This window comes from Streptomyces sp. NPDC001668 (assembly GCF_042893155.1).
Classification (GTDB): domain Bacteria; phylum Actinomycetota; class Actinomycetes; order Streptomycetales; family Streptomycetaceae; genus Streptomyces.
In genome coordinates, this window is record NZ_JBIAUQ010000019.1 from 33,020 (window position 1) to 57,193 (window position 24,174).

At 70.5% G+C, this 24,174-nt stretch carries 24 protein-coding genes; 18 read left to right on the top strand and 6 right to left on the bottom strand.

The features are described 5' to 3' along the window. Positions 1-151: 151 nt before the first annotated feature. The 13 genes from ACFYZ8_RS38985 (at position 152) to ACFYZ8_RS39045 (ending at position 12,935) form a co-directional block, all read left to right on the top strand. Positions 152-694: a hypothetical protein gene (locus ACFYZ8_RS38985; RefSeq protein WP_359040100.1), complete on the top strand. Its 543-nt coding sequence runs from the start codon at positions 152-154 to the stop codon at positions 692-694. A gap of 4 nt (positions 695-698) precedes the next feature. Further along, a complete protein-coding gene (locus ACFYZ8_RS38990) occupies positions 699-1,127 on the top strand; it encodes a DUF6210 family protein (RefSeq protein ID WP_388540449.1) in 429 nt (142 codons plus the stop codon). A gap of 119 nt (positions 1,128-1,246) precedes the next feature. Next, on the top strand, positions 1,247-2,152 hold the full coding sequence (gene pdxS, locus ACFYZ8_RS38995) for a pyridoxal 5'-phosphate synthase lyase subunit PdxS (protein WP_388540446.1): 906 nt from the start codon (positions 1,247-1,249) through the stop codon (positions 2,150-2,152). 6 nt (positions 2,153-2,158) lie between these two features. Beyond that, complete coding sequence (gene pdxT, locus ACFYZ8_RS39000; protein ID WP_359040096.1) at positions 2,159-2,764, top strand: pyridoxal 5'-phosphate synthase glutaminase subunit PdxT; 606 nt, start codon at positions 2,159-2,161, stop codon at positions 2,762-2,764. 49 nt (positions 2,765-2,813) lie between these two features. Continuing rightward, positions 2,814-3,566, top strand: a complete 753-nt coding sequence (locus tag ACFYZ8_RS39005) for a YebC/PmpR family DNA-binding transcriptional regulator (protein WP_359040094.1) — start codon at positions 2,814-2,816, stop codon at positions 3,564-3,566. 115 nt (positions 3,567-3,681) lie between these two features. Then, positions 3,682-4,233, top strand: a complete 552-nt coding sequence (ruvC, locus tag ACFYZ8_RS39010; RefSeq protein WP_388540442.1) for a crossover junction endodeoxyribonuclease RuvC — start codon at positions 3,682-3,684, stop codon at positions 4,231-4,233. Next, positions 4,230-4,835 (top strand): Holliday junction branch migration protein RuvA, encoded by a 606-nt coding sequence (ruvA, locus tag ACFYZ8_RS39015; protein WP_359039926.1) that lies wholly within the window; start codon positions 4,230-4,232, stop codon positions 4,833-4,835. The genes ruvC and ruvA overlap by 4 nt, the downstream gene beginning before the upstream one ends. Before the next feature lie 10 nt (positions 4,836-4,845). Continuing rightward, positions 4,846-5,916 carry a Holliday junction branch migration DNA helicase RuvB gene (ruvB, locus tag ACFYZ8_RS39020; protein WP_359039928.1) on the top strand — a complete coding sequence of 357 codons (1,071 nt, stop codon included), beginning with the start codon at positions 4,846-4,848 and terminating at the stop codon, positions 5,914-5,916. A 173-nt stretch (positions 5,917-6,089) separates the two neighbouring features. Further along, positions 6,090-6,623 (top strand): preprotein translocase subunit YajC, encoded by a 534-nt coding sequence (gene yajC / locus ACFYZ8_RS39025; protein ID WP_359039930.1) that lies wholly within the window; start codon positions 6,090-6,092, stop codon positions 6,621-6,623. Between the two features lie 131 nt (positions 6,624-6,754). After that, a complete protein-coding gene (gene secD / locus ACFYZ8_RS39030; RefSeq protein ID WP_359039932.1) occupies positions 6,755-8,518 on the top strand; it encodes a protein translocase subunit SecD in 1,764 nt (587 codons plus the stop codon). A 2-nt stretch (positions 8,519-8,520) separates the two neighbouring features. Beyond that, positions 8,521-9,636 (top strand): protein translocase subunit SecF, encoded by a 1,116-nt coding sequence (secF, locus tag ACFYZ8_RS39035; RefSeq protein WP_388540439.1) that lies wholly within the window; start codon positions 8,521-8,523, stop codon positions 9,634-9,636. Continuing rightward, on the top strand, positions 9,633-10,172 hold the full coding sequence (locus ACFYZ8_RS39040; RefSeq protein WP_359039936.1) for an adenine phosphoribosyltransferase: 540 nt from the start codon (positions 9,633-9,635) through the stop codon (positions 10,170-10,172). The genes secF and ACFYZ8_RS39040 overlap by 4 nt, the downstream gene beginning before the upstream one ends. Positions 10,173-10,397: 225 nt before the next feature. Next, the gene (locus tag ACFYZ8_RS39045; protein WP_359039938.1) at positions 10,398-12,935 is read left to right on the top strand and encodes a bifunctional (p)ppGpp synthetase/guanosine-3',5'-bis(diphosphate) 3'-pyrophosphohydrolase; all 2,538 of its coding nucleotides are present in this window, start codon (positions 10,398-10,400) and stop codon (positions 12,933-12,935) included. Positions 12,936-12,999: 64 nt separating this feature from the next. On the opposite strand, the gene ACFYZ8_RS39050 is transcribed toward ACFYZ8_RS39045, so the two are convergent. Continuing rightward, positions 13,000-14,229, bottom strand: a complete 1,230-nt coding sequence (locus tag ACFYZ8_RS39050) for a DUF349 domain-containing protein (protein ID WP_359039940.1) — start codon at positions 14,227-14,229, stop codon at positions 13,000-13,002. 135 nt (positions 14,230-14,364) lie between these two features. Then, positions 14,365-15,183 (bottom strand): peptidylprolyl isomerase, encoded by an 819-nt coding sequence (locus ACFYZ8_RS39055; protein WP_359039942.1) that lies wholly within the window; start codon positions 15,181-15,183, stop codon positions 14,365-14,367. A gap of 180 nt (positions 15,184-15,363) precedes the next feature. Between ACFYZ8_RS39055 and ACFYZ8_RS39060 the strand changes: the two genes are divergently transcribed. The 3 genes from ACFYZ8_RS39060 (at position 15,364) to ACFYZ8_RS39070 (ending at position 18,193) form a co-directional block, all read left to right on the top strand. Further along, positions 15,364-16,071 (top strand): MBL fold metallo-hydrolase, encoded by a 708-nt coding sequence (locus ACFYZ8_RS39060; RefSeq protein ID WP_388540435.1) that lies wholly within the window; start codon positions 15,364-15,366, stop codon positions 16,069-16,071. Positions 16,072-16,082: 11 nt separating this feature from the next. Further along, positions 16,083-17,345, top strand: coding sequence for a histidine--tRNA ligase (gene hisS, locus ACFYZ8_RS39065; protein ID WP_388540433.1), 1,263 nt, complete (start codon positions 16,083-16,085; stop codon positions 17,343-17,345). Positions 17,346-17,413: 68 nt separating this feature from the next. Then, positions 17,414-18,193, top strand: a complete 780-nt coding sequence (locus tag ACFYZ8_RS39070; RefSeq protein ID WP_388540430.1) for a tetratricopeptide repeat protein — start codon at positions 17,414-17,416, stop codon at positions 18,191-18,193. Positions 18,194-18,204: 11 nt separating this feature from the next. Here the strand turns inward: ACFYZ8_RS39070 and ACFYZ8_RS39075 are convergent, their stop codons facing one another. The 4 genes from ACFYZ8_RS39075 to ACFYZ8_RS39090 are packed head-to-tail and all read right to left on the bottom strand — an operon-like array spanning position 18,205 to position 21,732. After that, a complete protein-coding gene (locus ACFYZ8_RS39075) occupies positions 18,205-18,831 on the bottom strand; it encodes a response regulator transcription factor (protein ID WP_359039949.1) in 627 nt (208 codons plus the stop codon). Beyond that, positions 18,828-20,066 (bottom strand): sensor histidine kinase, encoded by a 1,239-nt coding sequence (locus tag ACFYZ8_RS39080; RefSeq protein ID WP_359039951.1) that lies wholly within the window; start codon positions 20,064-20,066, stop codon positions 18,828-18,830. The genes ACFYZ8_RS39075 and ACFYZ8_RS39080 overlap by 4 nt, the downstream gene beginning before the upstream one ends. Then, positions 20,024-20,869 carry an ABC transporter permease gene (locus ACFYZ8_RS39085; protein ID WP_388540427.1) on the bottom strand — a complete coding sequence of 282 codons (846 nt, stop codon included), beginning with the start codon at positions 20,867-20,869 and terminating at the stop codon, positions 20,024-20,026. The genes ACFYZ8_RS39080 and ACFYZ8_RS39085 overlap by 43 nt, the downstream gene beginning before the upstream one ends. After that, the gene (locus ACFYZ8_RS39090; RefSeq protein ID WP_388540425.1) at positions 20,866-21,732 is read right to left on the bottom strand and encodes an ABC transporter ATP-binding protein; all 867 of its coding nucleotides are present in this window, start codon (positions 21,730-21,732) and stop codon (positions 20,866-20,868) included. Before ACFYZ8_RS39090 ends, ACFYZ8_RS39085 begins: the two co-directional genes overlap by 4 nt. Before the next feature lie 145 nt (positions 21,733-21,877). Between ACFYZ8_RS39090 and ACFYZ8_RS39095 the strand changes: the two genes are divergently transcribed. Together ACFYZ8_RS39095 and ACFYZ8_RS39100 are read left to right on the top strand one after the other, a co-directional pair. Next, complete coding sequence (locus ACFYZ8_RS39095) at positions 21,878-22,540, top strand: vitamin K epoxide reductase family protein (protein ID WP_388540423.1); 663 nt, start codon at positions 21,878-21,880, stop codon at positions 22,538-22,540. A 40-nt stretch (positions 22,541-22,580) separates the two neighbouring features. Continuing rightward, positions 22,581-23,936, top strand: coding sequence for a replication-associated recombination protein A (locus ACFYZ8_RS39100; protein WP_359039959.1), 1,356 nt, complete (start codon positions 22,581-22,583; stop codon positions 23,934-23,936). The last annotated feature ends 238 nt before the right edge of the window (positions 23,937-24,174 follow it).

A 24,174-nucleotide genomic window follows, 5' to 3' on the forward strand; every position in this document is an offset into this window, starting at 1 on the left:
CACCGCGCCGTCGCCGCCGTAGTGCCGAGACCGCCCGCCTCCGCCCTGGCGCCAACGCTCCCGCACTCCAGCGGGCACCCCGTCCGCCGCACATCCAAGTCGACCACGCGCCCGTCCTCCCCGTCGCCCCACCCCGATAGCCTTGCTGCCCGTGACTCCCACCCTCATCTGGATCATCGTCGCGCTCGTCGCGATCGGCCTCTATCTGAGCTGGACCGCGGGCCGCCTCGACCGGCTGCACGCCAGGATCGACGCCACGCGCGCGGGGCTGGACGCGCAGTTGGTCCGCAGGGCCTCCGTGGCCCAGGAGCTGGCCACCTCGGGTGTGCTCGACCCGGCCGCGTCGATCGTGCTGTACGAGGCCGCGCACGCCGCCCGGCAGGCCGAGGAGGAGCAACGGGAGGTCGCCGAGAGCGAGCTGAGTCAGGCATTGAGGGCCGTGTTCGCGGAGCCGGCCCAGGTGGAGGCGGTCCGCGAGGCGCCCGGGGGAGAGGCGGCCGCCCACGAACTCACCGAGGCGGTGCGCCGGGTCCCCATGGCCCGCCGCTTCCACAACGACGCCGTCGGCGCCGCCCGCCGTCTGCGCCAGCACCGCAAGGTCCGCTGGTTCCGCCTGGCCGGCCACGCCCCCTTCCCGATGGCCTTCGAGATGGACGACGAGCCGCCCGCGGCCCTGGTGGACCGGGCCGCGTAGGACGATGACCGACGCGCGACGCCGGGTCTTCCTGGACCTGGAGGGCAACGGGAACGGCACGGTTTTCGTGATCGTGGCGGCGCCTACCGGTGTCGTCTACGAAGTGCAGGGCGGCGGCCACGGCTGCGTCCCGTACGAGCAGGAGGGCTATCTGCTCCCCGTGCCGGGCCGGGCCCTCGACGAGGAGCTCAAGGAGATCTTCGTCGGCGAGCTGAAGGGGTCCGGCTCCCGTGGCCTGACCTGGCCGCCCGAGCTGCTCGACCGGCTGAGAACCGCCGTCGCCCTGCACGTCCACGGCTCCGCGAACCGCGACGACCTGTGGCCCGCGCCCCTGGTCCTCGACGAATCCCGCCTGGCCGAGGCCGACGAGGCATGGGTGCCGGTGCTCACACCCGACGGCCCCGGCGTGCTGACCTGGGAGAACTCCGACTGACCGAGCACCTGGGGGAGCAAAACGAGCCACCGGCTCCCCATTGGCCCTTGCTGTGGCCTGCTCCGGTGACGTTTCCTCGGTGCTGCAGTAATCCCCTTTCACTTCAGCGAGGTCAACCCGTGTCCAGCACCGAGAACCAGGCTCCCGAGACCGGCACCGCGCGCGTGAAGCGCGGTATGGCGGAGCAGCTCAAGGGCGGCGTGATCATGGACGTCGTCACGCCGGAGCAGGCGAAGATCGCGGAGGACGCGGGCGCCGTCGCCGTCATGGCCCTGGAGCGGGTCCCGGCCGACATCCGCAAGGACGGCGGCGTGGCCCGGATGTCCGACCCGGACATGATCGAGGGCATCATCGAGGCCGTCTCCATCCCGGTCATGGCCAAGTCCCGCATCGGCCACTTCGTCGAGGCCCAGGTCCTGCAGTCCCTCGGCGTCGACTACATCGACGAGTCCGAGGTCCTCACCCCGGCCGACGAGGTCAACCACTCCGACAAGTGGTCCTTCACGACCCCCTTCGTCTGCGGCGCCACCAACCTCGGTGAGGCCCTGCGCCGCATCGCCGAGGGCGCGGCCATGATCCGCTCCAAGGGCGAGGCCGGCACCGGCAACGTCGTCGAGGCCGTCCGCCACCTGCGCCAGATCAAGAACGAGATCGCCCGCCTGCGCGGCTACGACAACCACGAGCTGTACGCCGCCGCCAAGGAGCTGCGCGCCCCGTACGAGCTGGTCAAGGAGGTCGCCGAGCTCGGCAAGCTCCCGGTCGTGCTGTTCTCCGCCGGTGGCGTCGCCACCCCCGCCGACGCCGCGCTGATGCGCCAGCTCGGCGCCGAGGGCGTCTTCGTCGGCTCCGGCATCTTCAAGTCCGGCGACCCGGCCAAGCGTGCCGCCGCCATCGTGAAGGCCACCACCTTCTACGACGACCCGAAGATCATCGCGGACGCGTCCCGCAACCTCGGCGAGGCCATGGTCGGCATCAACTGCGACACCCTCCCCGAGGCCGAGCGCTACGCCAACCGCGGCTGGTAACCACTCATGAGCACTCCTGTCATAGGCGTCCTGGCCCTCCAGGGCGACGTCCGGGAGCACCTCGTGGCCCTGGCCGCGGCCGACGCCGTGGCCAGGCCGGTGCGGCGCCCCGAGGAACTCGCCGAGGTGGACGGCCTCGTCATCCCCGGTGGTGAGTCCACCACCATCTCCAAGCTGGCCGTGCTGTTCGGCGTGATGGAGCCCCTCCGCGCGCGCGTGCGCGGCGGCATGCCCGTCTACGGCACCTGCGCGGGCCTGATCATGCTGGCCGACAAGATCCTCGACCCGCGCTCGGGCCAGGAGACCATCGGCGGCATCGACATGATCGTGCGCCGCAACGCCTTCGGACGTCAGAACGAGTCCTTCGAGGCGGCGGTCGACGTGAAGGGCGTTCCGGGCGACCCCGTGGAGGGCGTCTTCATCCGCGCCCCCTGGGTGGAGTCCGTCGGCGCCGAGGCCGAAGTGCTCGCCGAGCACGACGGTCACATCGTCGCGGTCCGCCAGGGCGACGCGCTGGCCACGTCGTTCCACCCGGAACTGACCGGCGACCACCGCGTGCACTCTCTCTTTGTCGACATGGTGCGCGCGTACCGGACGCGGGAGTCCTTGTAGGATCTCAGGCGTTGGTTGCAGAGATGGGTTACGCGAAGGAGACAGGCAGATGTCCGGCCACTCTAAATGGGCCACGACGAAGCACAAGAAGGCCGTGATCGACGCCAAGCGCGGCAAGCTCTTCGCGAAGCTGATCAAGAACATCGAGGTCGCGGCGCGCATGGGCGGCGTGGACCTCGACGGCAATCCGACGCTTTTCGACGCCGTGCAGAAGGCGAAGAAGTCGTCTGTTCCGAACAAGAACATCGACTCCGCGATCAAGCGTGGCGGCGGTCTCGAGGCCGGCGGCGCCGACTACGAGACGATCATGTACGAGGGCTACGGCCCGAACGGCGTCGCGGTGCTCATCGAGTGCCTGACCGACAACCGCAACCGCGCCGCCTCCGACGTGCGCGTCGCCATGACCCGCAACGGCGGCAACATGGCCGACCCCGGTTCGGTGTCCTACCTCTTCAACCGCAAGGGCGTCGTCATCGTCCCCAAGGGCGAGCTCACCGAGGACGACGTCCTCGCCGCCGTCCTGGACGCGGGCGCCGAGGAGGTCAACGACCTCGGCGAGTCCTTCGAGGTGCTCAGCGAGGCCACCGACCTGGTCGCGGTCCGCACCGCCCTCCAGGACGCCGGGATCGACTACGACTCCGCCGACGCCAACTTCGTCCCGACCATGCAGGTCGAACTGGACGAGGAGGGTGCCAGGAAGATCTTCAAGCTGATCGACGCGCTCGAGGACAGCGACGACGTGCAGAACGTCTTCGCCAACTTCGACGTGAGCGACGAGGTCATGGAGAAGGTCGACGCGTAGCGCTGCCGCGAACCGAGCGGATCCGGCGGGCCGGTGGGACACACCCCACCGGCCCGCCGCCGTTGTCGGTGGCAGCGGATAGCCTGCACAAACAGGAGATCGAAGGAGGGGGAGCGTGCGCGTACTCGGGGTGGACCCCGGTCTCACACGATGCGGTGTCGGCGTCGTCGAGGGGATCGCGGGCCGGCCGCTCACGATGCTCGGCGTCGGGGTCGTCCGCACGCCCGTGGACGCCGAGTTGGGGCAGCGGCTCGTCGCCGTCGAGCAGGGCATCGAGCAGTGGCTGGACGAGCACCGGCCCGAATACGTCGCCGTGGAGCGGGTGTTCAGCCAGCACAACGTCCGTACGGTGATGGGCACCGCCCAGGCCAGCGCCGTCGCGATGCTGTGCGCCGCCCGCCGCGGCATCCCCGTCGCCCTGCACACCCCGAGCGAGGTCAAGGCCGCCGTCACCGGCAGCGGGCGGGCGGACAAGGCCCAGGTCGGCGCCATGGTCACCCGCCTGCTGCGGCTCGACGCGCCACCCAAGCCGGCCGACGCCGCCGACGCCCTCGCCCTCGCCATCTGCCACATCTGGCGCGCGCCCGCCCAGAACCGGCTCCAGCAGGCCGTCGCCCTGCACGCGGCCACAGCACGGACCACAGCACGGAAAGGCCGTACGGCATGATCGCCTTCGTGAGCGGCACAGTCGCCGCACTCGCTCCCGACACCGCGGTGGTCGAGGTCGGCGGTGTCGGCATGGCAGTGCAATGCACGCCGAACACGCTGTCGACCCTCCGCCTCGGCCAGCCGGCCAAGCTCGCCACCTCCCTCGTCGTGCGCGAGGACTCCCTCACCCTCTACGGCTTCGTCGACGACGACGAGCGCCAGGTCTTCGAGCTGCTCCAGACCGCCAGCGGAGTCGGCCCGCGCCTCGCCCAGGCCATGCTGGCCGTGCACGCGCCGGACGCGCTGCGCCGAGCGGTGGCCACGGGCGACGAGAAGGCGCTCATCGCCGTGCCCGGTATCGGCAAGAAGGGCGCCCAGAAGCTGCTCCTGGAGCTCAGGGACCGGCTGGGCGAGCCGGTCGGCGCCCCCGCGATCGGCGCCCCGGTCACCCAGGGCTGGCGCGACCAGCTGCACGCCGCCCTGATCGGCCTCGGCTACGCCACGCGCGAGGCCGACGAGGCCGTCACCGCCGTGACCCCGCAGGCGGAGGCGGCCGAGGGCACGCCTCAGGTCGGCCAGCTGCTGAAGGCCGCTCTGCAAACCCTGAACCGCGCCCGCTAGGAGAACGTCAGTGAACTGGGACGACACCACCGACGAGACCGCCGCCGAGCGGCTCGTCGGTGCGTCCGCCGACCGCGAGGACCAGGCCGTCGAGGCCGCCCTGCGCCCCAAGGACCTGGACGAGTTCATCGGCCAGGAGAAGGTCCGCGAACAGCTCGACCTGGTCCTGCGGGCCGCCCGCGCGCGCGGTGCCACCGCCGACCACGTGCTGCTCTCCGGTGCCCCCGGCCTCGGCAAGACCACCCTCTCGATGATCATCGCGGCCGAGATGGGCGCCCCCATCCGCATCACCTCGGGGCCCGCCATCCAGCACGCCGGCGACCTCGCCGCGATCCTTTCCTCCCTCCAGGAGGGCGAGGTCCTCTTCCTCGACGAGATCCACCGCATGTCGCGGCCCGCCGAGGAGATGCTCTACATGGCGATGGAGGACTTCCGCGTCGACGTCATCGTCGGCAAGGGGCCCGGCGCCACCGCCATCCCGCTGGAGCTGCCCCCGTTCACCCTGGTCGGCGCCACCACGCGCGCGGGACTGCTGCCGCCCCCGCTGCGCGACCGCTTCGGCTTCACCGCGCACATGGAGTTCTACGAGCCCGCCGAGCTGGAGCGCGTCATCCACCGCTCGGCCAACCTGCTCGACGTCGAGATCGGCTCCGACGGCGCCGCCGAGATCGCGGGACGCTCCCGCGGCACGCCCCGTATCGCCAACCGTCTGCTGCGCCGGGTCCGCGACTACGCCCAGGTCAAGGCCGACGGGATCATCACCCGTGACATCGCCGCGGCGGCCCTCAAGGTCTACGAGGTCGACGCCCGCGGCCTCGACCGCCTCGACCGCGGAGTCCTGGAGGCCCTGCTCAAGCTCTTCGGCGGCGGCCCGGTCGGCCTGTCCACGCTCGCGGTCGCGGTGGGGGAGGAGCGCGAGACCGTCGAGGAAGTGGCCGAACCCTTCCTCGTACGGGAGGGGCTGCTCGCCCGCACCCCGCGCGGACGGGTCGCCACTCCCGCCGCATGGGCCCATCTGGGCCTCACCCCGCCCCGCTCGGCCGCCACGGGAAACGGACAACAGGACCTGTTCGGGACGTGATGTCTTTGTGACGGCCAAGCATTGGCCGGGTCCGGAACCCAGGTGCGATGCTGAGCGTTGTTCCCTGCGCGCGGACTCGCTTAGACTCCGCCGATGCCGCCTTTGTCGGCGGCAGACATACCCCCAACCATCAGGCCGCTCACATCGCGGTCGCGTGAAGGAAGTACCGACCCGTGAGTCTCGTGACCCTCCTCCCGTTCATCGTGCTCATCGGGGCCATGTTCCTGATGACCCGCTCGGCCAAGAAGAAGCAGCAGCAGGCCGCGAGCATGCGGAACGACATGCAGCCCGGCAGCGGCGTCCGCACCATCGGGGGCATGTACGCCACGGTCAAGGAGGTCAACGAGGACACGGTCCTCCTCGACGCCGGTCCCGGCGTCGATCTTCTCTTCGCGAAGAACGCCATCGGTGCCGTCCTGACGGACGACGAGTACAACCGCATCGTCCACGGCATCGAGCACGACCTGAAGTCCGACTCCGACGTCGTCCCGGACGACGCCTCCTCCCTCACCGACACCGAGACCGACGAGTCCGCCGACGAAGCTGCCGCCGCCTCCGACGAGAAGTCCGTCGACCTCGGTAAGAAGGACACGGCCGAGGAGCCCGTCGTCGACGCGCCCGCCAAGGCCGACGCCGAGAGCGAGGCCGCCGAGGCGAAGTCGGACGACGAGCCGAAGAAGACCGACGGCGACACCGGCGCAAAGTAGTCGCACTCCGGGGCGCGCGGACCAGCTCCGCGCGCCCCGGACCTGCGCGGCTCGCACGGGATCCCGACACCAGTCATGGCCGCCCGCCCGCCGATCCGGCGCGAGAGCGGCCCGAGAGGGAGTACGAGAAGGTGGCAGCACCCAAAAGGGGCCGGAGCGCGAGTGCCCAGAGCAAGCCAGGGCGCACGCTGGCCCTGATCCTGATCGCCATCGTGGCGCTCACCGGTGGAATGTTCCTCTCCGGACACACCACCCCGCGCCTCGGCATCGACCTTGCCGGAGGCACCAGCATCACGCTGGAGGCCAAGGCCGACCAGGGGTCGGCGATCAACAAGGCCAACATGGACACCGCGGTCGACATCATGAACCGCCGTGTCAACGGCCTGGGCGTCTCCGAGGCGGAGGTGCAGACCCAGGGTGATCGCAACATCATCGTGAACATCCCCAAGGGCACCAACTCCAAGGAGGCCCGCGAACAGGTCGGCACCACCGCCAAGCTGTACTTCCGTCCGGTCCTGGCCCAGGACGCCACCGGCAGCGCCGCGGCCACCTCGCCGAGCCCGTCCGCCAGCGGCTCCTCGAAAGCCTCGCCGAGCCCCTCCGCGAGCAAGTCCGGTTCCACGGGCGAGAAGGCGACCTCGTCGTCCTCCCCGTCGGCCTCCGCCACCTCGCAGGGCCGCGCCGTCACCGACGCGCTGAAGGCCGACTCCACGCCGTCGGCGTCCGCGAGCGCGTCGAGTTCCGCCTCCCCGTCGGCCCCCGCGAGCAGCGCTCCCTCCGCCGCCCAGGCCAAGCTCCAGGCCCAGTACGCCGCCCTGGACTGCTCCAAGAAGGCGCAGCGCACCAAGGCGGGCGAGGGCGCCAAGCCGGGCGAGACCACGCTCGGCTGCGGCGAGAGCTCCGGCGTCTGGTACAAGTACCTGCTCGGCCCGGCCGCCGTCGACGGCACCGAGGTCAAGAAGGCCCAGGCGGTCTTCGACACCCAGACCGCCGCCGGCTGGCAGGTCACCATGACCTTCAACGGCAAGGGCGCCAAGAAGTTCGCGGACGTCACGGGCCAGCTCGCGAAGAACCCGTCGCCGCAGAACGAGTTCGGCATCGTCCTCGACGGCGAGGTCGTCTCCAGCCCCTACGTCAGCTCCGCGATCACCGGCGGCAACGCCCAGATCTCCGGCAGCTTCACGCAGGACGAGGCCCAGAACCTCGCCAACATGCTGTCGTACGGCGCTCTCCCGCTCTCCTTCAAGGAGGCCACCGTCACCACGGTGACCGCCGCGCTCGGCGGTGACCAGCTGCACGCCGGCCTCCTCGCCGGTGCCATCGGCCTCCTGCTGGTCGTGATCTACCTGGTGGCCTACTACCGGGGCCTGTCGCTCGTCGCGATGGCCTCGCTGCTGGTCTCCGGCATCCTCACCTATGTGCTCATGGCGCTGCTCGGCCCGGCCATCGGCTTCGCGCTGAACCTGCCGGCCGTGTGCGGTGCCATCGTCGCGATCGGTATCACCGCGGACTCGTTCATCGTGTACTTCGAACGCATAAGGGACGAGATCCGCGAGGGCCGCTCGCTGCGCCCCGCCGTCGAGCGGGCCTGGCCGCGTGCCCGGCGCACCATCCTGGTCTCCGACTTCGTGTCGTTCCTCGCCGCCGCGGTGCTGTTCATCGTGACCGTCGGCAAGGTCCAGGGCTTCGCGTTCACGCTCGGTCTGACCACCGTGCTCGACGTGGTCGTGGTCTTCTTCTTCACCAAGCCGCTGATGACGCTGCTGGCCCGCCGGAAGTTCTTCGCGAGCGGCAGCAAGTGGTCCGGCCTCGACCCGAAGAGCCTGGGTGCCAAGCCGCCGCTGCGCCGCACCCGCCGCCCCGCTCCCGCCCCCGCCCACACGAAGGAGGCGTGAGCATGTCGAAACTCGGCAACCTCGGCGCCCGACTGCACCGTGGCGAGATCAGCTACGACTTCATCGGTCACCGCAAGCTCTGGTACGGCATCTCGATCCTGATCACCATCACGGCGATCCTCGGCCTCGCGGTACGCGGCCTCAACATGGGCATCGACTTCCAGGGCGGCGCGGTCTTCACCACCGAGAAGACCAGCGTCTCGGTCTCCCAGGCCGAGGACTACGCGAAGGAGGCCTCCGGCCACGACGCCGTCGTCCAGAAGCTCGGCAACGGCACGCTGCGCATCCAGATCGCCGGCATGGACACCGAGCAGTCCGACCAGATCAAGAACGACCTGGCCAAGGACTTCAAGGTCGACCCGGAGACCATCGCCGCCGACCTGGTCGGACCCAGCTGGGGCGACCAGATCGCCAACAAGGCCTGGCAGGGTCTGGCGATCTTCATGGTCCTCGTCGTGATCTATCTGGCGATCGCCTTCGAGTGGCGCATGGCCATCGCGGCGCTCGTCGCCCTGATCCACGACATCACCATCACCGTCGGCATCTACGCCCTCGTCGGCTTCGAGGTCACGCCGGGCACGGTGATCGGTCTGCTGACCATCCTCGGTTACTCGCTCTACGACACGGTGGTCGTCTTCGACTCCCTCAAGGAGCAGACGAAGGACATCACCAAGCAGAACCGCTGGACCTACAGCGACATCGCCAACCGCTCGATCAACGGCACGCTGGTCCGCTCGATCAACACCACGGTGGTCGCGCTGCTTCCGGTGGCGGGCCTGCTGTTCATCGGTGGCGGCTTCCTCGGCGCGGGCACGCTCAACGACATCTCCCTGTCGCTGTTCGTCGGTCTCGCCGCCGGTGCGTACTCCTCGATCTTCATCGCCACCCCGCTCGTCGCCGACCTCAAGGAGCGCGAGCCGGCGATGAAGGCCCTCAAGAAGCGGGTCCTGGCCAAGCGCGCGCAGGCCTCCGCCGAGGACGAAGTCGCCGAGAGCCGGGGCGAGTACCTGGACGACGGTGAGCCGGAGGACGACACCGCCCACGCGGTCGTCGGTCCGCGCACCCAGCCCGCGTCCCGCGGCCGCGGCCGTGGCCGTCCCTCGGGGAAGCGCCGATGACCGACGTCAAGGAGCTGCTGCTCAGCCGTATCCGCGATGTGGCCGACTACCCGGAGCCGGGTGTGATGTTCAAGGACATCACCCCGCTCCTGGCGGACCCGGCGGCGTTCACGGCGCTCACCGACGCGCTGGCCGCGGTCGCCGCGGACACCGGGGCCACCAAGGTCGTCGGTCTGGAGGCCCGGGGCTTCATCCTCGGCGCCCCGGTCGCCGTCCGCGCCGGCCTCGGCTTCATCCCCGTACGCAAGGCGGGCAAGCTCCCCGGGGCGACCCTCAGTCAGGCGTACGACCTGGAGTACGGCTCGGCGGAGATCGAGGTGCACGCGGAGGACCTGTCCGCCGGTGACCGCGTCCTGATCGTCGACGACGTCCTGGCCACGGGAGGCACGGCCGAGGCGTCCATCGAGCTGATCCGCCGCGCGGGCGCGGAGGTCGCGGGCCTCGCGGTCCTGATGGAACTGGGCTTCCTGAACGGCCGGACCCGCCTGGAGCCGGCGCTGGCGGGGGCTCCGCTGGAAGCGCTGCTGGTGGTCTGACCGCCGACGCCATCGCCCTTGAAACGGCCGTTCCGGAACACCGGGACGGCCGTTTCCCATGAGCGGGCAGGGCGCTCCCCCCGCCGGAATGCCGAGGGGCACCCCTTGTGCTCCAGAGGTAGACGTCCCTCACATCGGACTGGAGGCGATCCCGGGGCGCAGGATCGCTACCATGGGTTCTCCGGAGCCTGACCTGGGGACCCGGATCGCGCACGAGGAGTCCTCTTGCCAGACGAGGCCCAGCCACTGACCGCCGCCAAGCCCGAGCCCGCCTCGGCACCCGCGGCGAAGCCCGCGCCGGACGCGAAGAGCGTGACGAACGACGCCCGCGGGCCGGTCGAGCACGCCCAGTCCGCGCCCGTCGACAAGCCCGCCGAGTCGACCCGGCCCAAGCCGGCCCCGGCCGAGAACCCCGCGCAGCCGGCCCCCGCGGCCCGCTCGAACACGGGCCAGCCCGCCCGCACCGGCTCCTCCAACCGCGTCCGCGCCCGCCTGGCCCGCCTCGGCGTGCAGCGCTCCAACCCGTACAACCCGGTCCTGGAGCCCCTGCTGCGGATAGTGCGCAGCAACGACCCGAAGATCGAGACCGCGACGCTGCGGCAGATCGAGAAGGCCTACCAGGTCGCCGAACGCTGGCACCGCGGCCAGAAGCGCAAGAGCGGCGACCCGTACATCACCCACCCCCTCGCCGTGACCACGATCCTCGCCGAGCTCGGCATGGACCCGGCGACCCTGATGGCGGGCCTGCTGCACGACACCGTCGAGGACACCGAGTACGGCCTCGACCAGCTCCGCCGCGACTTCGGCGACTCGGTCGCCCTGCTCGTCGACGGCGTCACCAAGCTGGACAAGGTCAAGTTCGGCGAGGCCGCGCAGGCCGAGACCGTGCGCAAGATGGTCGTGGCGATGGCCAAGGACCCCCGCGTCCTTGTCATCAAGCTCGCCGACCGCCTGCACAACATGCGCACCATGCGCTACCTCAAGCGCGAGAAGCAGGAGAAGAAGGCGCGCGAGACGCTGGAGATCTACGCGCCGCTCGCCCACCGCCTCGGCATGAACACCATCAAGTGGGAGCTGGAGGACCTCGCCTTCGCGATCCTCTACCCCAAGATGTACGACGAGATCGTACGGCTGGTGGCCGAGCGGGCGCCCAAGCGTGACGAGTACCTGGCCATAGTGACCGACGAGGTGCAGTCCGACCTGCGCGCGGCCCGGATCAAGGCCACCGTCACCGGCCGCCCGAAGCACTACTACAGCGTCTACCAGAAGATGATCGTCCGCGGCCGCGACTTCGCGGAGATCTACGACCTGGTCGGCATCCGAGTCCTGGTCGACACCGTCCGCGACTGCTACGCCGCCCTCGGCACCGTGCACGCGCGATGGAACCCGGTCCCCGGCCGGTTCAAGGACTACATCGCGATGCCCAAGTTCAACATGTACCAGTCGCTGCACACCACGGTCATCGGGCCGAACGGCAAGCCGGTCGAGCTCCAGATCCGCACGTTCGACATGCACCGCCGCGCCGAGTACGGCATCGCCGCGCACTGGAAGTACAAGCAGGAGGCCGTCGCCGGCACCTCCAAGGTCCGCTCGGACCAGCCGAGGACCACCGGCAAGGACGACCACCTCAACGACATGGCGTGGCTGCGCCAGCTCCTGGACTGGCAGAAGGAGACCGAGGACCCCGGCGAGTTCCTGGAGTCCCTGCGCTTCGACCTCTCCCGCAACGAGGTCTTCGTCTTCACCCCCAAGGGCGACGTCATAGCGCTGCCGGCCGGCGCCACCCCGGTGGACTTCTCCTACGCGGTGCACACCGAGGTGGGCCACCGCACCATAGGAGCCCGCGTCAACGGCCGTCTCGTACCCCTGGAGTCGACCCTCGACAACGGCGACCTCGTCGAGGTCTTCACGTCCAAGGCGCCCGGGGCCGGCCCGTCCCGGGACTGGCTGAACTTCGTGAAGTCGCCGCGGGCCCGCAACAAGATCCGCGCCTGGTTCTCCAAGGAGCGCCGCGACGAGGCGATCGAGCAGGGCAAGGACGCCATCGTCCGCGCGATGCGCAAGCAGAACCTGCCGATCCAGCGCATCCTCACCGGCGACTCCCTCGTCACGCTGGCGCACGAAATGCGGTACTCCGACATCTCCGCCCTGTACGCGGCGATCGGCGAGGGACATGTCTCCGCGCAGAACATCGTGCAGAAACTCGTCTCCGCGCTCGGTGGCGAGGAGGCGGCCACCGAGGAGATCGACGAGTCGGTCCCGCCGAGCCGCGGCCGTGGCCGCAAGCGGCGCTCCAACGCCGACCCGGGCGTCGTCGTCAAGGGCGTCGACGACGTGTGGGTCAAGCTGGCCCGCTGCTGCACCCCCGTCCCGGGCGACCCGATCATCGGTTTCGTCACCCGGGGTAGTGGCGTATCGGTTCACCGCAGTGACTGCGTGAACGTGGAGTCACTGTCCCGCGAGCCCGAGCGGATCCTGGAAGTCGAGTGGGCGCCCACCCAGTCCTCGGTCTTCCTGGTCGCCATCCAGGTCGAGGCCCTGGACCGCTCCCGGCTCCTCTCCGACGTCACCCGCGTCCTGTCCGACCAGCACGTCAACATCCTCTCCGCGGCCGTCCAGACCTCCCGCGACCGCGTCGCCACCTCCCGCTTCACCTTCGAGATGGGCGACCCGAAGCACCTCGGTCACGTCCTGAAGGCGGTCAGGGGAGTCGAGGGCGTGTACGACGTGTACCGCGTGACCTCGGCGCGCAGCCGGTCGTAGAAGACACACGGACGACATGCGAAAGGGCCCCGGTTTCCCGGGGCCCTTTCGCATGTACGGCCTTCTAGCCGCCGAACTCCTGCAGGCCCTTGAGCGCCTGGTCCAGGAGCGCCTGGCGGCCCTCCAGCTCGCGCTCCAGCTTGTCGGCCCTGGCGTTGTTGCCCTGAGCGCGCGCCTGGTCGATCTGGCCCCTGAGCTTGTCGACGGCGGCCTGGAGCTGGCCGGTCAGACCCGCGGCACGCGCGCGTGCCTCCGGGTTCGTCCGGCGCCACTCGGTCTCCTCGGCCTCCTGCAGGGCCCGCTCGACGGCGTGCATCCGGCCCTCGACCTTCGGCCGGGCGTCCCGCGGGACGTGGCCGATGGCCTCCCAGCGCTCGTTGATCGCCCGGAAGGCGGCGCGGGCGCTCTTCAGGTCGCCGATCGGCAGGAGCTTCTCGGCCTCCTCGGCCAGCTCCTCCTTCAGCTTGAGGTTCTCCGTCTGCTCGGCGTCCCGCTCGGCGAAGACCGAGCTGCGGGCGGCGAAGAACACGTCCTGGGCGCCGCGGAAGCGGTTCCACAGGTCGTCCTCGTGCTCGCGCTGGGCGCGGCCCGCAGCCTTCCACTCGGCCATCAGCTCGCGGTAGCGCGCGGCCGTGGGACCCCAGTCCGTCGACCCGGACAGCGCCTCGGCCTCGCCGACCAGCCGCTCCTTGGTCCTGCGGGCCTCCTCGCGCTGCGCGTCCAGCGACGCGAAGTGGGCCTTGCGCCGCTTGGAGAACGCCGAGCGGGCGTGCGAGAAGCGGTGCCACAGCTCGTCGTCCGACTTGCGGTCCAGGCGCGGCAGACCCTTCCAGGTGTCCACCAGCGCGCGCAGCCGCTCACCGGCGGCCCGCCACTGGTCGGACTGGGCCAGCTCCTCCGCCTCGACGACCAGCGCCTCCTTGGCGTGCCGGGCCTCGTCGGACTGCTTCGCGCGCTGCTGCTTGCGCTCCTCGCGGCGCTTGTCGACGGTCTCCACGAGCTTGTCCAGCCGCACCTTGAGCGCGTCCAGGTCGCCGACCGCGTGATGCGCGTCGACCTGCTCGCGGATGTGGTCGATGGCCGCAGTGGCGTCCTTCGCCGACAGGTCGGTGGTCTTCACCCGCTTCTCGAGGAGGCCGATCTCGACAACCAGGCCCTCGTACTTGCGCTCGAAGTAGGCCAGGGCTTCGTCGGGGGAGCCGGCCTGCCAGGAACCGACGACCTGCTCGCCGTCGGCCGTACGCACGTACACGGTCCCCGTCTCGTCGACGCGGCCCCACGGGTCGCTGCTCACAGCGCCTCCTCCACATGATGCCTGCGGGAGGCTTCCTCGCCCCCGGGCATCGTCCACAGTTTCGTCACGGCCAACATAGGCGACCGGCGGGTGGCCTGTCCGCATCCCGCGCGACCGAAATTACGCAGTTGGCGGTCAGGATTTGGTGACGGTCGCCTTGTTGATCACGACGGTCGCGTTCGGCGCGCCGTCGCCCGCTCCGGTGCTCTCACCGGCCGCGGCGATCTTCTTCAGCACCTTCATACCGGATTCCGAGATGGTCCCGAACGGGGTGTAGCTCGGGGGCAGCTGGCTGTCCTGGTAGACCAGGAAGAACTGGCTGCCTCCAGTGTGCGCCTGCCCGGTGTTCGCCATCGCGACGGTGCCCGCCGGGTAGGTGTTGGACTTGAGGCTCTTGTCCTTCAGGTTCTCGTCCGGGATGGTGTAGCCCGGCCCGCCGCTGCCGGTGCCCGTCGGGTCGCCGCACTGCAGGACGTAGATGCCGTTGGTCGTGAGCCGGTGGCACTTGGTGTGGTCGAAGAAGCCCTTGTTCGCGAGGAAGTCGAACGAGTTCACGGTGTGCGGGGCCGCCGACGCCTTCAGCGCGATGTCGATCTTGCCGCAGGTCGTCGCCAGGTCAAGGGTGTACTTCGCCGACTTGTCGATGGACAGCGCCGGCTCCTTCTTCCAGGTCTCCTTCTCGACCTTGCCGGGCGCGGGCTTCTCGCACGGGTCCGGCGCCTTGCTGGTCGCCCCGGCGCTCGGGGTGGCCTCCGCGCTCGCGTTGGCCTTGTCGTCGTCCTTCATGACCCCGGACGTGTAGAGCGCCAGGCTGCCCACCAGGACCACGCCGAGCACCGACCCGATCACGGAGTTGCGCAGACGGGCCTTGCGTCGCGCCTCCGTGCGCCGCTGCTGCTGCCGCAAGAACTTCTCCCGCGCGAGCTGCCGCTTCCGCTGTTCCTGGGTGACCACGGGGTTCTCTCCTCATGCGTCTCGTACGCCGACCGGTACGCGTGCGTCCTATGAGCCGACCGCCTGCGTGTGCCCCGTACCGTATATGGGTTCGCTGAGGAATCGGCAGCGCCGGTAGGCTCTGACCACTGGGGCAGCCGCCCGGAAGACCGCCCGTACCCACACAAACCGAGGACGATCGTGCTCATTGCCGGGTTCCCCGCCGGGGCCTGGGGGACGAACTGTTATCTCGTCGCCCCCGCCGCCGGTGAGGAGTGCGTGATCATCGACCCGGGCCACCAGGCCGCCGAGGGAGTCGAAGAGGCGCTGAAGAAGCATCGGCTCAAGCCCGTCGCCGTCGTCCTCACCCACGGCCACATCGATCATGTGGCCTCGGTCGTCCCGGTGTGCGGCGCGCACGACGTGCCGGCCTGGATCCACCCCGAGGACCGGTACATGATGAACGACCCGTCGATGGGTCTCGGCCGGTCGATCGGCATGCCGCTGATGGGCGAGATCACCGTGGGCGAGCCGGACGACGTCCGGGTGCTGACCGACGGCGTGAAGCTGGAGCTGGCGGGCCTGGAACTGACCGTCGCGCACGCGCCCGGCCATACCAAGGGGTCGGTGACCTTCCAGATGCCCGAGACCGCGGAGATCCCTTCCGTGTTCTTCTCCGGGGATCTGCTCTTCGCCGGCTCCATCGGACGCACCGACCTGCCCGGCGGTGACATGGCCGAGATGCTCGACTCGCTGGCGCGCGTGTGCCTGCCGCTCGACGACTCGACCGTGGTGCTGTCCGGCCACGGCCCCCAGACGACCATCGGCCAGGAGCGCGCCACCAACCCGTACCTGCGGGAAGTGGCCGCCGGCCAGGGAGCTTCAGAGGCTCCCCGACGAGGAATGTGACGAGAGACTTCGTGAGCACCTTTCAGGCCCCCAAGGGCACGTACGACCTGATCCCGCCGGACAGCGCCAGGTACCTGGCCGTCCGCGAGGCGATCGCCGCACCGCTGCGCACCTCCGGCTACGGCTACATCGAGACGCCCGGCTTCGAGAGCGTCGAGCTGTTCGCGCGCGGCGTCGGTGAGTCCACCGACATCGTCACCAAGGAGATGTACGCCTTCGAGACCAAGGGCGGCGACAAGCTCGCCCTGCGCCCCGAGGGCACCGCCTCCGTGCTGCGCGCTGCGCTGGAGGCGAACCTGCACAAGGCGGGCAACCTGCCGGTCAAGCTCTGGTACTCCGGCTCGTACTACCGCTACGAGCGCCCCCAGAAGGGCCGGTACCGGCACTTCTCGCAGGTCGGCGCCGAGGCGATCGGCGCGGAGGACCCGGCGCTCGACGCCGAGCTGATCATCCTGGCCGACCAGGCGTACCGCTCGCTGGGCCTGAGGAACTTCCGCATCCTGCTCAACAGCCTGGGCGACAAGGAGTGCCGGCCGGTGTACCGGGAGGCGCTGCAGACCTTCCTGCGGGGCCTCGACCTCGACGAGGAGACCCTGCGCCGCGCGGAGATCAACCCGCTGCGCGTCCTCGACGACAAGCGCCCGGACGTCCAGAAGCAGCTCGGGGACGCCCCGCTGCTGCGCGACTACCTCTGCGACGCCTGCAAGGCGTACCACGAGGAGGTCCGTGAGCTGATCACCGCGGCGGGCGTGGCCTTCGAGGACGACCCGAAGCTGGTGCGCGGCCTCGACTACTACACGCGTACGACCTTCGAGTTCGTCCACGACGGCCTGGGCTCCCAGTCCGCGGTGGGCGGCGGCGGCCGCTACGACGGTCTCTCGGAGATGATCGGCGGCCCCGCGCTGCCGTCCGTGGGCTGGGCGCTCGGCGTCGACCGCACGGTCCTGGCCCTGGAGGCGGAGGGCGTCGAGCTCGAACTCCCTTCCACGACCAGTGTGTTCGCGGTCCCGCTGGGGGAGGAGGCCCGCCGGATCCTGTTCGCCAAGGTCACCGAGCTCCGCAAGGTGGGCATCGCGGCGGACTTCTCCTACGGCGCCAAGGGCCTCAAGGGCGCCATGAAGAGCGCCAACCGCAGCGGCGCCCGCTACACGATCGTCGCCGGTGAACGCGACCTCGCCGAAGGCGTCGTACAGCTCAAGGACATGGAGTCCGGGGAGCAGTCGGCGATCGGGGTCAACGAGATCGTGGCCGAGCTGGAGTCCAGGCTCGGTTAGCGAGACCGGGGGGGGCAGGTTCGTAGGCTCCGCGCATGAGAATCTTCCGGGCGCGGAGCCGAGACGACGTGAGCACACCGAGACCGACCTTGGCCCCCGTCGTCGCCCTCGTGCAGGCCGGGCGGTACGCCGAGGCGGAGGCGGTGGCCCGTGCCGTGGCCGCGGGCCACCCCGAGGACGCACCGCCGGCCCTGTCCCTCGCCGCACTGGCGGCGGGCGCCCAGGGCCGCCATGCGGAGGCCCTCGCCGAGTACGACACACTGCTGCCGCTCTTCGGCAGGCAGTTCGGCGCCGAGCACCCGCAGACGCTGATGCTGCGCTGCAACCGGGCCCAGACGCTGACCGTGCTCGGCCGGCACGCCGAGTGCGAGACGGAGTGCGCGGCCGTCGCCCGGGCCGCGGTCCGGGTCAGAGGACCGGAGCGGCAGCGCATGACGGCGGCCGCCCGCAACGGGCAGATCTATGCCCTCAACGCGCAGGGCCGCCACCCGGAGGCCGAACGCCTCGCCCGCGAGGCGCTCGCCGCCCATCGCACCGCCGACCGGTTCGCCCTGACACTGCGGCTCGGTCTGGCGCGCAGCCTCAACGGACAGGGCCGTCACGAGGAGGCGTTCACCGAGGCGCGGCGGGCCGACGAACTGAACCGGCGCCTGCCCGCACAGGCGCGCCGCACGGAGACCGGTGCCGTCGAACTGGCCCTGGCCGGTGCCCTCCTGGGACTGGGCCGCGCCGCCGAGGCCCGCAGCCGGGCCGCGGCCGCCCACGACGCGTGCGTGGCCACCTTCGGCCCCGGGCACTACCGCACCGCCGAGGCCCGGGAGTTGCTCGACCGCGTCGACGGCACCTGACGGGACCCGCCTCACTGGTCGAGGAGTCCGTACCGCATCGCACTCGTCACCGCGGCCGTCCGGTCGTCGACTCCCAGCTTGCCGAAGGCCCGCAGGAGATGGGTCTTCACCGTGGACTCGCCGATGTACAGCCTGCGGCCGATCTCCGCGTTCGTGCAGCCCTCCGCGACCAGCCGCAGGACCGCCGTCTCACGCTCGGAGAGCCGCGGCCGTTCCGGTCTGGTGCGCAGCTGGTCGACCAGCCGGGCCGCGACCGTCGGGGCCAGGACCGTCTCGCCGCGTGCGGCGGCCCGTACGGACTCGGCCAGTTCGGCCCGGGGCAGGTCCTTGAGGAGATAGCCCGCCGCGCCCGCCTCCACGGCCCGCAGGATGTCCCGGTCCGTCTCGTACGTCGTCAGGACGATCACCCGGCAGGCAAGCCCCGCCCGGGTCATCCGTTCGATCGACTCCACGCCCGAGCCGCCCGGCATCCGCAGGTCCATCAGCACGATGTCGGGCCGCAGTTCGGCCGCCAGCGCCTCCGCCTGCGGCCCGCTGGACGCGTCCGCGATCACCTCCAGGTCCGGTTCCGCGGTCAGCATGGCCCGCAGGCCCTCCCGTACGACGGGGTGGTCGTCGGCCAGGATGATCCGGATCATGAACTGCTCCTCCGGGGCGGTACGGGCAGGCGGACGGTGACCGTGGTGCCGCCGCCGGGCGCGCTGTCCACCCGGACCGTCCCGCCGACCTCGGCGGCGCGGGCACGCAGCCCCGCCAAGCCGTAGCCGTCGTGGACGGCCGCCGGGTCGAAGCCGTGACCGTCGTCCCGTACGGACAGCGTGAGGCTCGCGTCGGCGTAGGTGAGTCCGATCCCCACCACCGCCGAACCGCCCGCGTGCTTACGGCAGTTCGTGAGCGCCTCCTGGCACGAGCGCAGGGCGACGACCTCGGGCCCCGCGGGCAGCGGGCGGACGGCGCCGGTCACCTCGAGCCTCGCCGCGTGGCGGTCCGCCAGCCGGCCCAGCGCGTCCGGCAGCGAGGAGCCGTCCAGGTCGGCGGGGGTGCCGTCGGCCACCAGGGCCCGTGCCTCGGCAAGGTTCAGCCGGGCCGTCTCGTCCATCAGGGCCAGGTGGCGGCGGGCCTGCGGCACATCGTGGTCGAGCTCGGCCTCGACGGCCTGGATCAGCATCAGCACGCTGGTGAACCCCTGCGCGAGGGTGTCGTGGATCTCCCGGGCCATCCGCTCCCGCTCGGCCTGCGCCCCGTGCGCCGCCGACAGCCGGGACACCTCGTGCCGGCTCGCGTCCAACTCGGCGATCAGAGCCGCACGGTCCTGGCTCTGCTCGATGATCCGGATGATCCAACTGCCCAGGGCCACCGAGAAGATGAGGGTGACCACGGCGAACAGCCCGTTGAAGAAGACGTCCTGGTCGCTCGGCCACCACAGCAGCGCCCAGCCCACCACCGGCGCAAGGCTGATGACGGCCACCATGGTGGTCGCCCACCGCATCCGCAGCGTCATGAAGCACTGAGGAATGAGCGCGAAGGTCATCAGCCGGGTCTCGCCGACCAGGATCGCCGAGGGCAGGAACAGGGCGATCATCACCACGAGATAACCGAGGGCCTGGCGCTCCGGGGGCGGATCTCCCCTCAGCAGCGGGCGTCCCATCCACACGAACAGCGGGATCAGCGGCACCAGCAGCGCCGCCGCGGTGACGCGGACCGGCCACCCCGGGCGGTCCGCGCCGAGCACGAACGCCAGGGTGGCCAGCCAGATGAGGGCGAAGTAGGTGTCCCACAGGCGGAACGAGCGGTCCCAGCTGTAGGCGCCGGCCGCCCCTGCCGAGTCCTTCACCCGTCGCGCCGGTTCTTCCACCGAAAGGTCAGCAGACACAGCAGCAATCCTCCGACGCACCACGCCCCCAGCACCAGGGCGATACGGCCGAACTCCCAGTCGCCCGCCTGCTCCAGGACCTGAGCCGAGTCCGGCAGGAACACCCCGCGCAGCCCCTGGCACATCCACTTCAGCGGGAACAGCGCGCCGATGTTCAGCATCCAGTCGGGGATCGTGCCGATCGCGATGTACACGCCGGAGATGAACTGCAGGACCAGGAAGGGCAGGACGACCACGGAGCTCGCGCTCTTGCCGGACTTGGGCACCGAACTGATCGCGATGCCGAGCAGCGTGCACGCCGTGAGCCCGAGCGCGAAGATCCAGGCGAAGGCGAACCACCGGCCGGTGTCCGACGGCAGGTCGACGTCGTACAACGTGGTGCCGACGATCAGCAGGATCGCCGTCTCCAGCACGCCGGTGACCAGAACCAGCCATATCTTCCCGAGGAAGTACGCCGCCGGCGGCATCGGGGTCCCGCGCAGCCGGCGCAGCACCTTCTCGTCCCGCTCGACGGCGATCGACACGCCGAGCGACTGGAAGCTCGTCGACATGATGCCGGCGGCCATCATCGCCGGGACGTACAGCTGCGAGGCCTTGATGCCCGCCCCCTCCACGTCGTCGCTGAAGATCGACGCGAACAGGAACAGGAAGACCACCGGGAAGGCGAAGGTGAACACCACCTGGTCGCGCTGACGGAAGAACTGCCTGATCTCCAGGGCGCCCCGGCGCAACCCGAGCCCCCAGACGCCGGGGAGCCTCACCGCGCGGTCATCTGTGCGGGAGCGTACGGCGGTCGTGGTCATCGGGTGTCCTCCTGTCCGGTGAGCCGGAGGTAGACGTCCTCCAGCGTGGGGCGGCTGACCTGGAGCCCCGGGATCTCGCCGTCGAAGCGGCGCATCAGTGCGGCGACCGTCCCGGTCGGGGTGTCGGTGCGCTCCGCGCGCGGGGTGCCGTCCGGTTCGGTCCACTCGACGGTGGCGGCGGTGCCGTACCGCTCCCGCAGGGCGGCCGGTTCGTCCACGGCGACCACCCGGCCCCGCGAGATGACGGCCAGCCGGTCGGCGAGTGCCTCGGCCTCCTCCAGGTAGTGGGTGGTGAGCAGGATCGTCGTGCCCTCGACGGACAGCTTGCGGATCAGGTCCCAGAACTGGCGGCGGGCCGCCGGGTCGAACCCGGTCGTCGGCTCGTCCAGGAGCAGCAGCTCCGGGTCCCCGATCACGCCGAGCGCCACGTCGAGACGGCGGCGCTGACCGCCCGACAGGGCCTTGATCCGGCTGCCCGCCTTCGCCTCCAGACCCACCAGCCCGATGACCTCATCGGGGTCCCGGGGCCGCGGGTAGTAGCGGGCGAAATGCCGGACGGTCTCGGCGACCGTCAACTCGGCGGGCGCGGATTCGTCCTGCCAGACGATTCCCACACGGGATCGCCACGCGCGCGTGCCGTGAGCCGGGTCCGAGCCGAGCACGGACACCTCACCCGCGTCCCGGTCCCGGTTCCCCTGGAGGATCTCCACCGTGGTGCTCTTGCCCGCGCCATTGGGTCCGAGCAGGCCGAAGACCTCGCCCCGGCGGATGCCGAGATCGATCCCGTCGACCGCGGTCACGTCGCCGTACTGCTTGCGCAGCCCCCGAACGTCCACCGCGAGTTCGTTCGCGTGTGTGGTCATGCCTTCGAGCCTCGGCCGGAACCGAACGCTCAGGGACGACCGTGCGTACTTCCTTATGTCCACCGAACGGTGGACAAGCCCCCGCGTGCGGCACAATGGCCCCTGCCCGAAGAAGGTCCAACTCTCAAGCAGACGGATCGGCGTGATGAGCAAGACCACAGTGAAAGACGTCTCCACGGAGCCCGAGCCCTCGTCGGCGAGCGCCGGCGCCGCGCCCCGGACGCTGGGCGGCAGCCGTGCCTTCGCGCTGCTGCTGGTGATCACCGGTGCCGCCGGACTGCTCGCCGCGTGGGTCATCACGATCGACAAGTTCAAGATCCTCGAGGGCAAGGTCAGCGGCAAGACGTTCACGCCGAGCTGCTCCCTGAACCCGATCGTCTCCTGTGGCAGCGTGATGGAGAGCAAGCAGGCCGCCGCCTTCGGGTTCCCCAACCCGATGCTGGGCCTGGTCGCCTACGGCATCGTGATCTGCGTCGGCATGAGCCTGCTGGCCCGCGCCACCTTCCCGCGCTGGTACTGGCTCACCTTCAACTTCGGCACGCTCTTCGGCGTGGTCTTCGTCACCTGGCTGCAGTTCCAGTCGCTGTACCGGATCAACGCGCTGTGCCTTTGGTGCTCGCTGGCCTGGGTCGCGACGATCACGATGTTCTGGTACGTCACCTCGTTCAACGTCCGCAACGACCTGCTGCCGTCGCCGGGCTGGCTCAAGCGCTTCCTCTCCGAGTTCACCTGGGTCCTGCCGGTCACCCACTGCGGCGTCATCGTCATGCTGATCCTGACCCGCTGGGGCGACAAGCTCTGGGCCTGAGCCCCGGGCGTTGTCAGTGGCGTGACATAGGGTTTTGAACGTGGAGCCCGATCTGTTCACCGCCGCGGCGGAAGAGCGCCAGGAGAAGGACCCGGCCGGCAGTCCCCTGGCGGTCCGGATGCGCCCGCGCACCCTCGACGAGGTGGTGGGCCAGCAGCACCTGCTCAAGCCCGGCTCGCCACTGCGCCGACTGGTCGGCGAGGGCAGCGGCGGTCCCGCCGGACCCTCCTCGGTGATCCTCTGGGGCCCGCCCGGCACCGGCAAGACGACCCTGGCGTACGTCGTCTCCAAGGCCACCAACAAGCGCTTCGTGGAGCTCTCCGCGATCACCGCCGGCGTCAAGGAGGTCCGCGCGGTCATCGACGGTGCCCGCCGCGCCACCGGCGGCTTCGGCAAGGAGACCGTCCTCTTCCTCGACGAGATCCACCGCTTCAGCAAGGCCCAGCAGGACTCCCTGCTCCCCGCGGTCGAGAACCGCTGGGTGACCCTGATCGCGGCGACCACCGAGAACCCGTACTTCTCGATCATCTCCCCGCTGCTGTCCCGGTCCCTGCTGCTGACCCTCGAACCCCTCACCGACGACGACGTCAGAGGGCTCCTGAAGCGGGCGCTGAGCGACGAGCGCGGCCTGAAGGACGCCGTCACCCTCCCCGAGGACACCGAGGACCACCTCCTGCGGATCGCCGGCGGCGACGCCCGCCGCGCCCTGACCGCCCTGGAGGCTGCCGCCGGTGCCGCCCTCGACAAGGGCGAGCCGGAGATCTCCCTCACCACACTGGAGGAGACGGTCGACCGCGCGGCCGTGAAGTACGACCGCGACGGCGACCAGCACTACGACGTGGCCAGCGCCCTCATCAAGTCCATCAGGGGCTCCGACGTGGACGCGGCCCTGCACTACCTGGCCCGCATGATCGAGGCCGGCGAGGACCCCCGCTTCATCGCCCGCCGCCTGATGATCTCCGCCAGCGAGGACATCGGCCTCGCCGACCCGAACGCCCTGCCCATAGCCGTCGCCGCCGCCCAGGCCGTGGCGATGATCGGCTTCCCCGAGGCCGCGCTGACCCTGAGCCACGCCACCATCGCCCTGGCTCTCGCCCCGAAGTCCAACGCCGCGACCATGGCGATCGGCGCCGCCATGGAGGACGTGCGCAAGGGACTCGCCGGACCGGTGCCGCCCCATCTGCGCGACGGGCACTACAAGGGCGCCGCCAAGCTCGGGCACGCGCAGGGGTACGTCTACCCGCACGACCTGCCCGAGGGGATCGCCGAGCAGCAGTACGCCCCGGACGCCATCAAGGACCGCGAGTACTACGAACCCACCCGGCACGGCGCCGAGGCCCGGTACGCGGACGCCGTGGAGTGGACCCGCAAGCACCTCGGTCGCAAGCGGTCCTGAGCACCCTGTAGAATCCCTCGAAGTGCTGTGTCCCGTGCAGTCAGAACGGGACGGTCAGCCGGAACCCCCAGTGGGTTCCAGGAGCGTCGCGCACCGTTCGAATGGTGTCGCGGGCAGCCCACCACCGCCCGTCGTACGACGGGAAAGGTCGGTGGGCCACTCGCGTGCTGCACGTATGTGCCCAGACCAGGGGAGCGGCTGCCCACCAGGTCCCTCGCGGACCCGGCGGGTTTCCCCG

What these genes read in the sequence shown, in the direction of transcription:
- ACFYZ8_RS38990 (WP_388540449.1), top strand. Translation starts at nt 699, where the DNA reads ATGACCGACGCGCGACGCCGGGTCTTCCTGGACCTGGAGGGCAACGGG.
- pdxT (WP_359040096.1), top strand. Translation starts at nt 2,159, where the DNA reads ATGAGCACTCCTGTCATAGGCGTCCTGGCCCTCCAGGGCGACGTCCGG.
- ACFYZ8_RS39005 (WP_359040094.1), top strand. Translation starts at nt 2,814, where the DNA reads ATGTCCGGCCACTCTAAATGGGCCACGACGAAGCACAAGAAGGCCGTG.
- ruvA (WP_359039926.1), top strand. Translation starts at nt 4,230, where the DNA reads ATGATCGCCTTCGTGAGCGGCACAGTCGCCGCACTCGCTCCCGACACC.
- secF (WP_388540439.1), top strand. Translation starts at nt 8,521, where the DNA reads ATGTCGAAACTCGGCAACCTCGGCGCCCGACTGCACCGTGGCGAGATC.
- ACFYZ8_RS39040 (WP_359039936.1), top strand. Translation starts at nt 9,633, where the DNA reads ATGACCGACGTCAAGGAGCTGCTGCTCAGCCGTATCCGCGATGTGGCC.
- ACFYZ8_RS39075 (WP_359039949.1), bottom strand. Translation starts at nt 18,831, where the DNA reads ATGATCCGGATCATCCTGGCCGACGACCACCCCGTCGTACGGGAGGGC.
- ACFYZ8_RS39085 (WP_388540427.1), bottom strand. Translation starts at nt 20,869, where the DNA reads ATGACCACGACCGCCGTACGCTCCCGCACAGATGACCGCGCGGTGAGG.
- ACFYZ8_RS39090 (WP_388540425.1), bottom strand. Translation starts at nt 21,732, where the DNA reads ATGACCACACACGCGAACGAACTCGCGGTGGACGTTCGGGGGCTGCGC.
- ACFYZ8_RS39095 (WP_388540423.1), top strand. Translation starts at nt 21,878, where the DNA reads ATGAGCAAGACCACAGTGAAAGACGTCTCCACGGAGCCCGAGCCCTCG.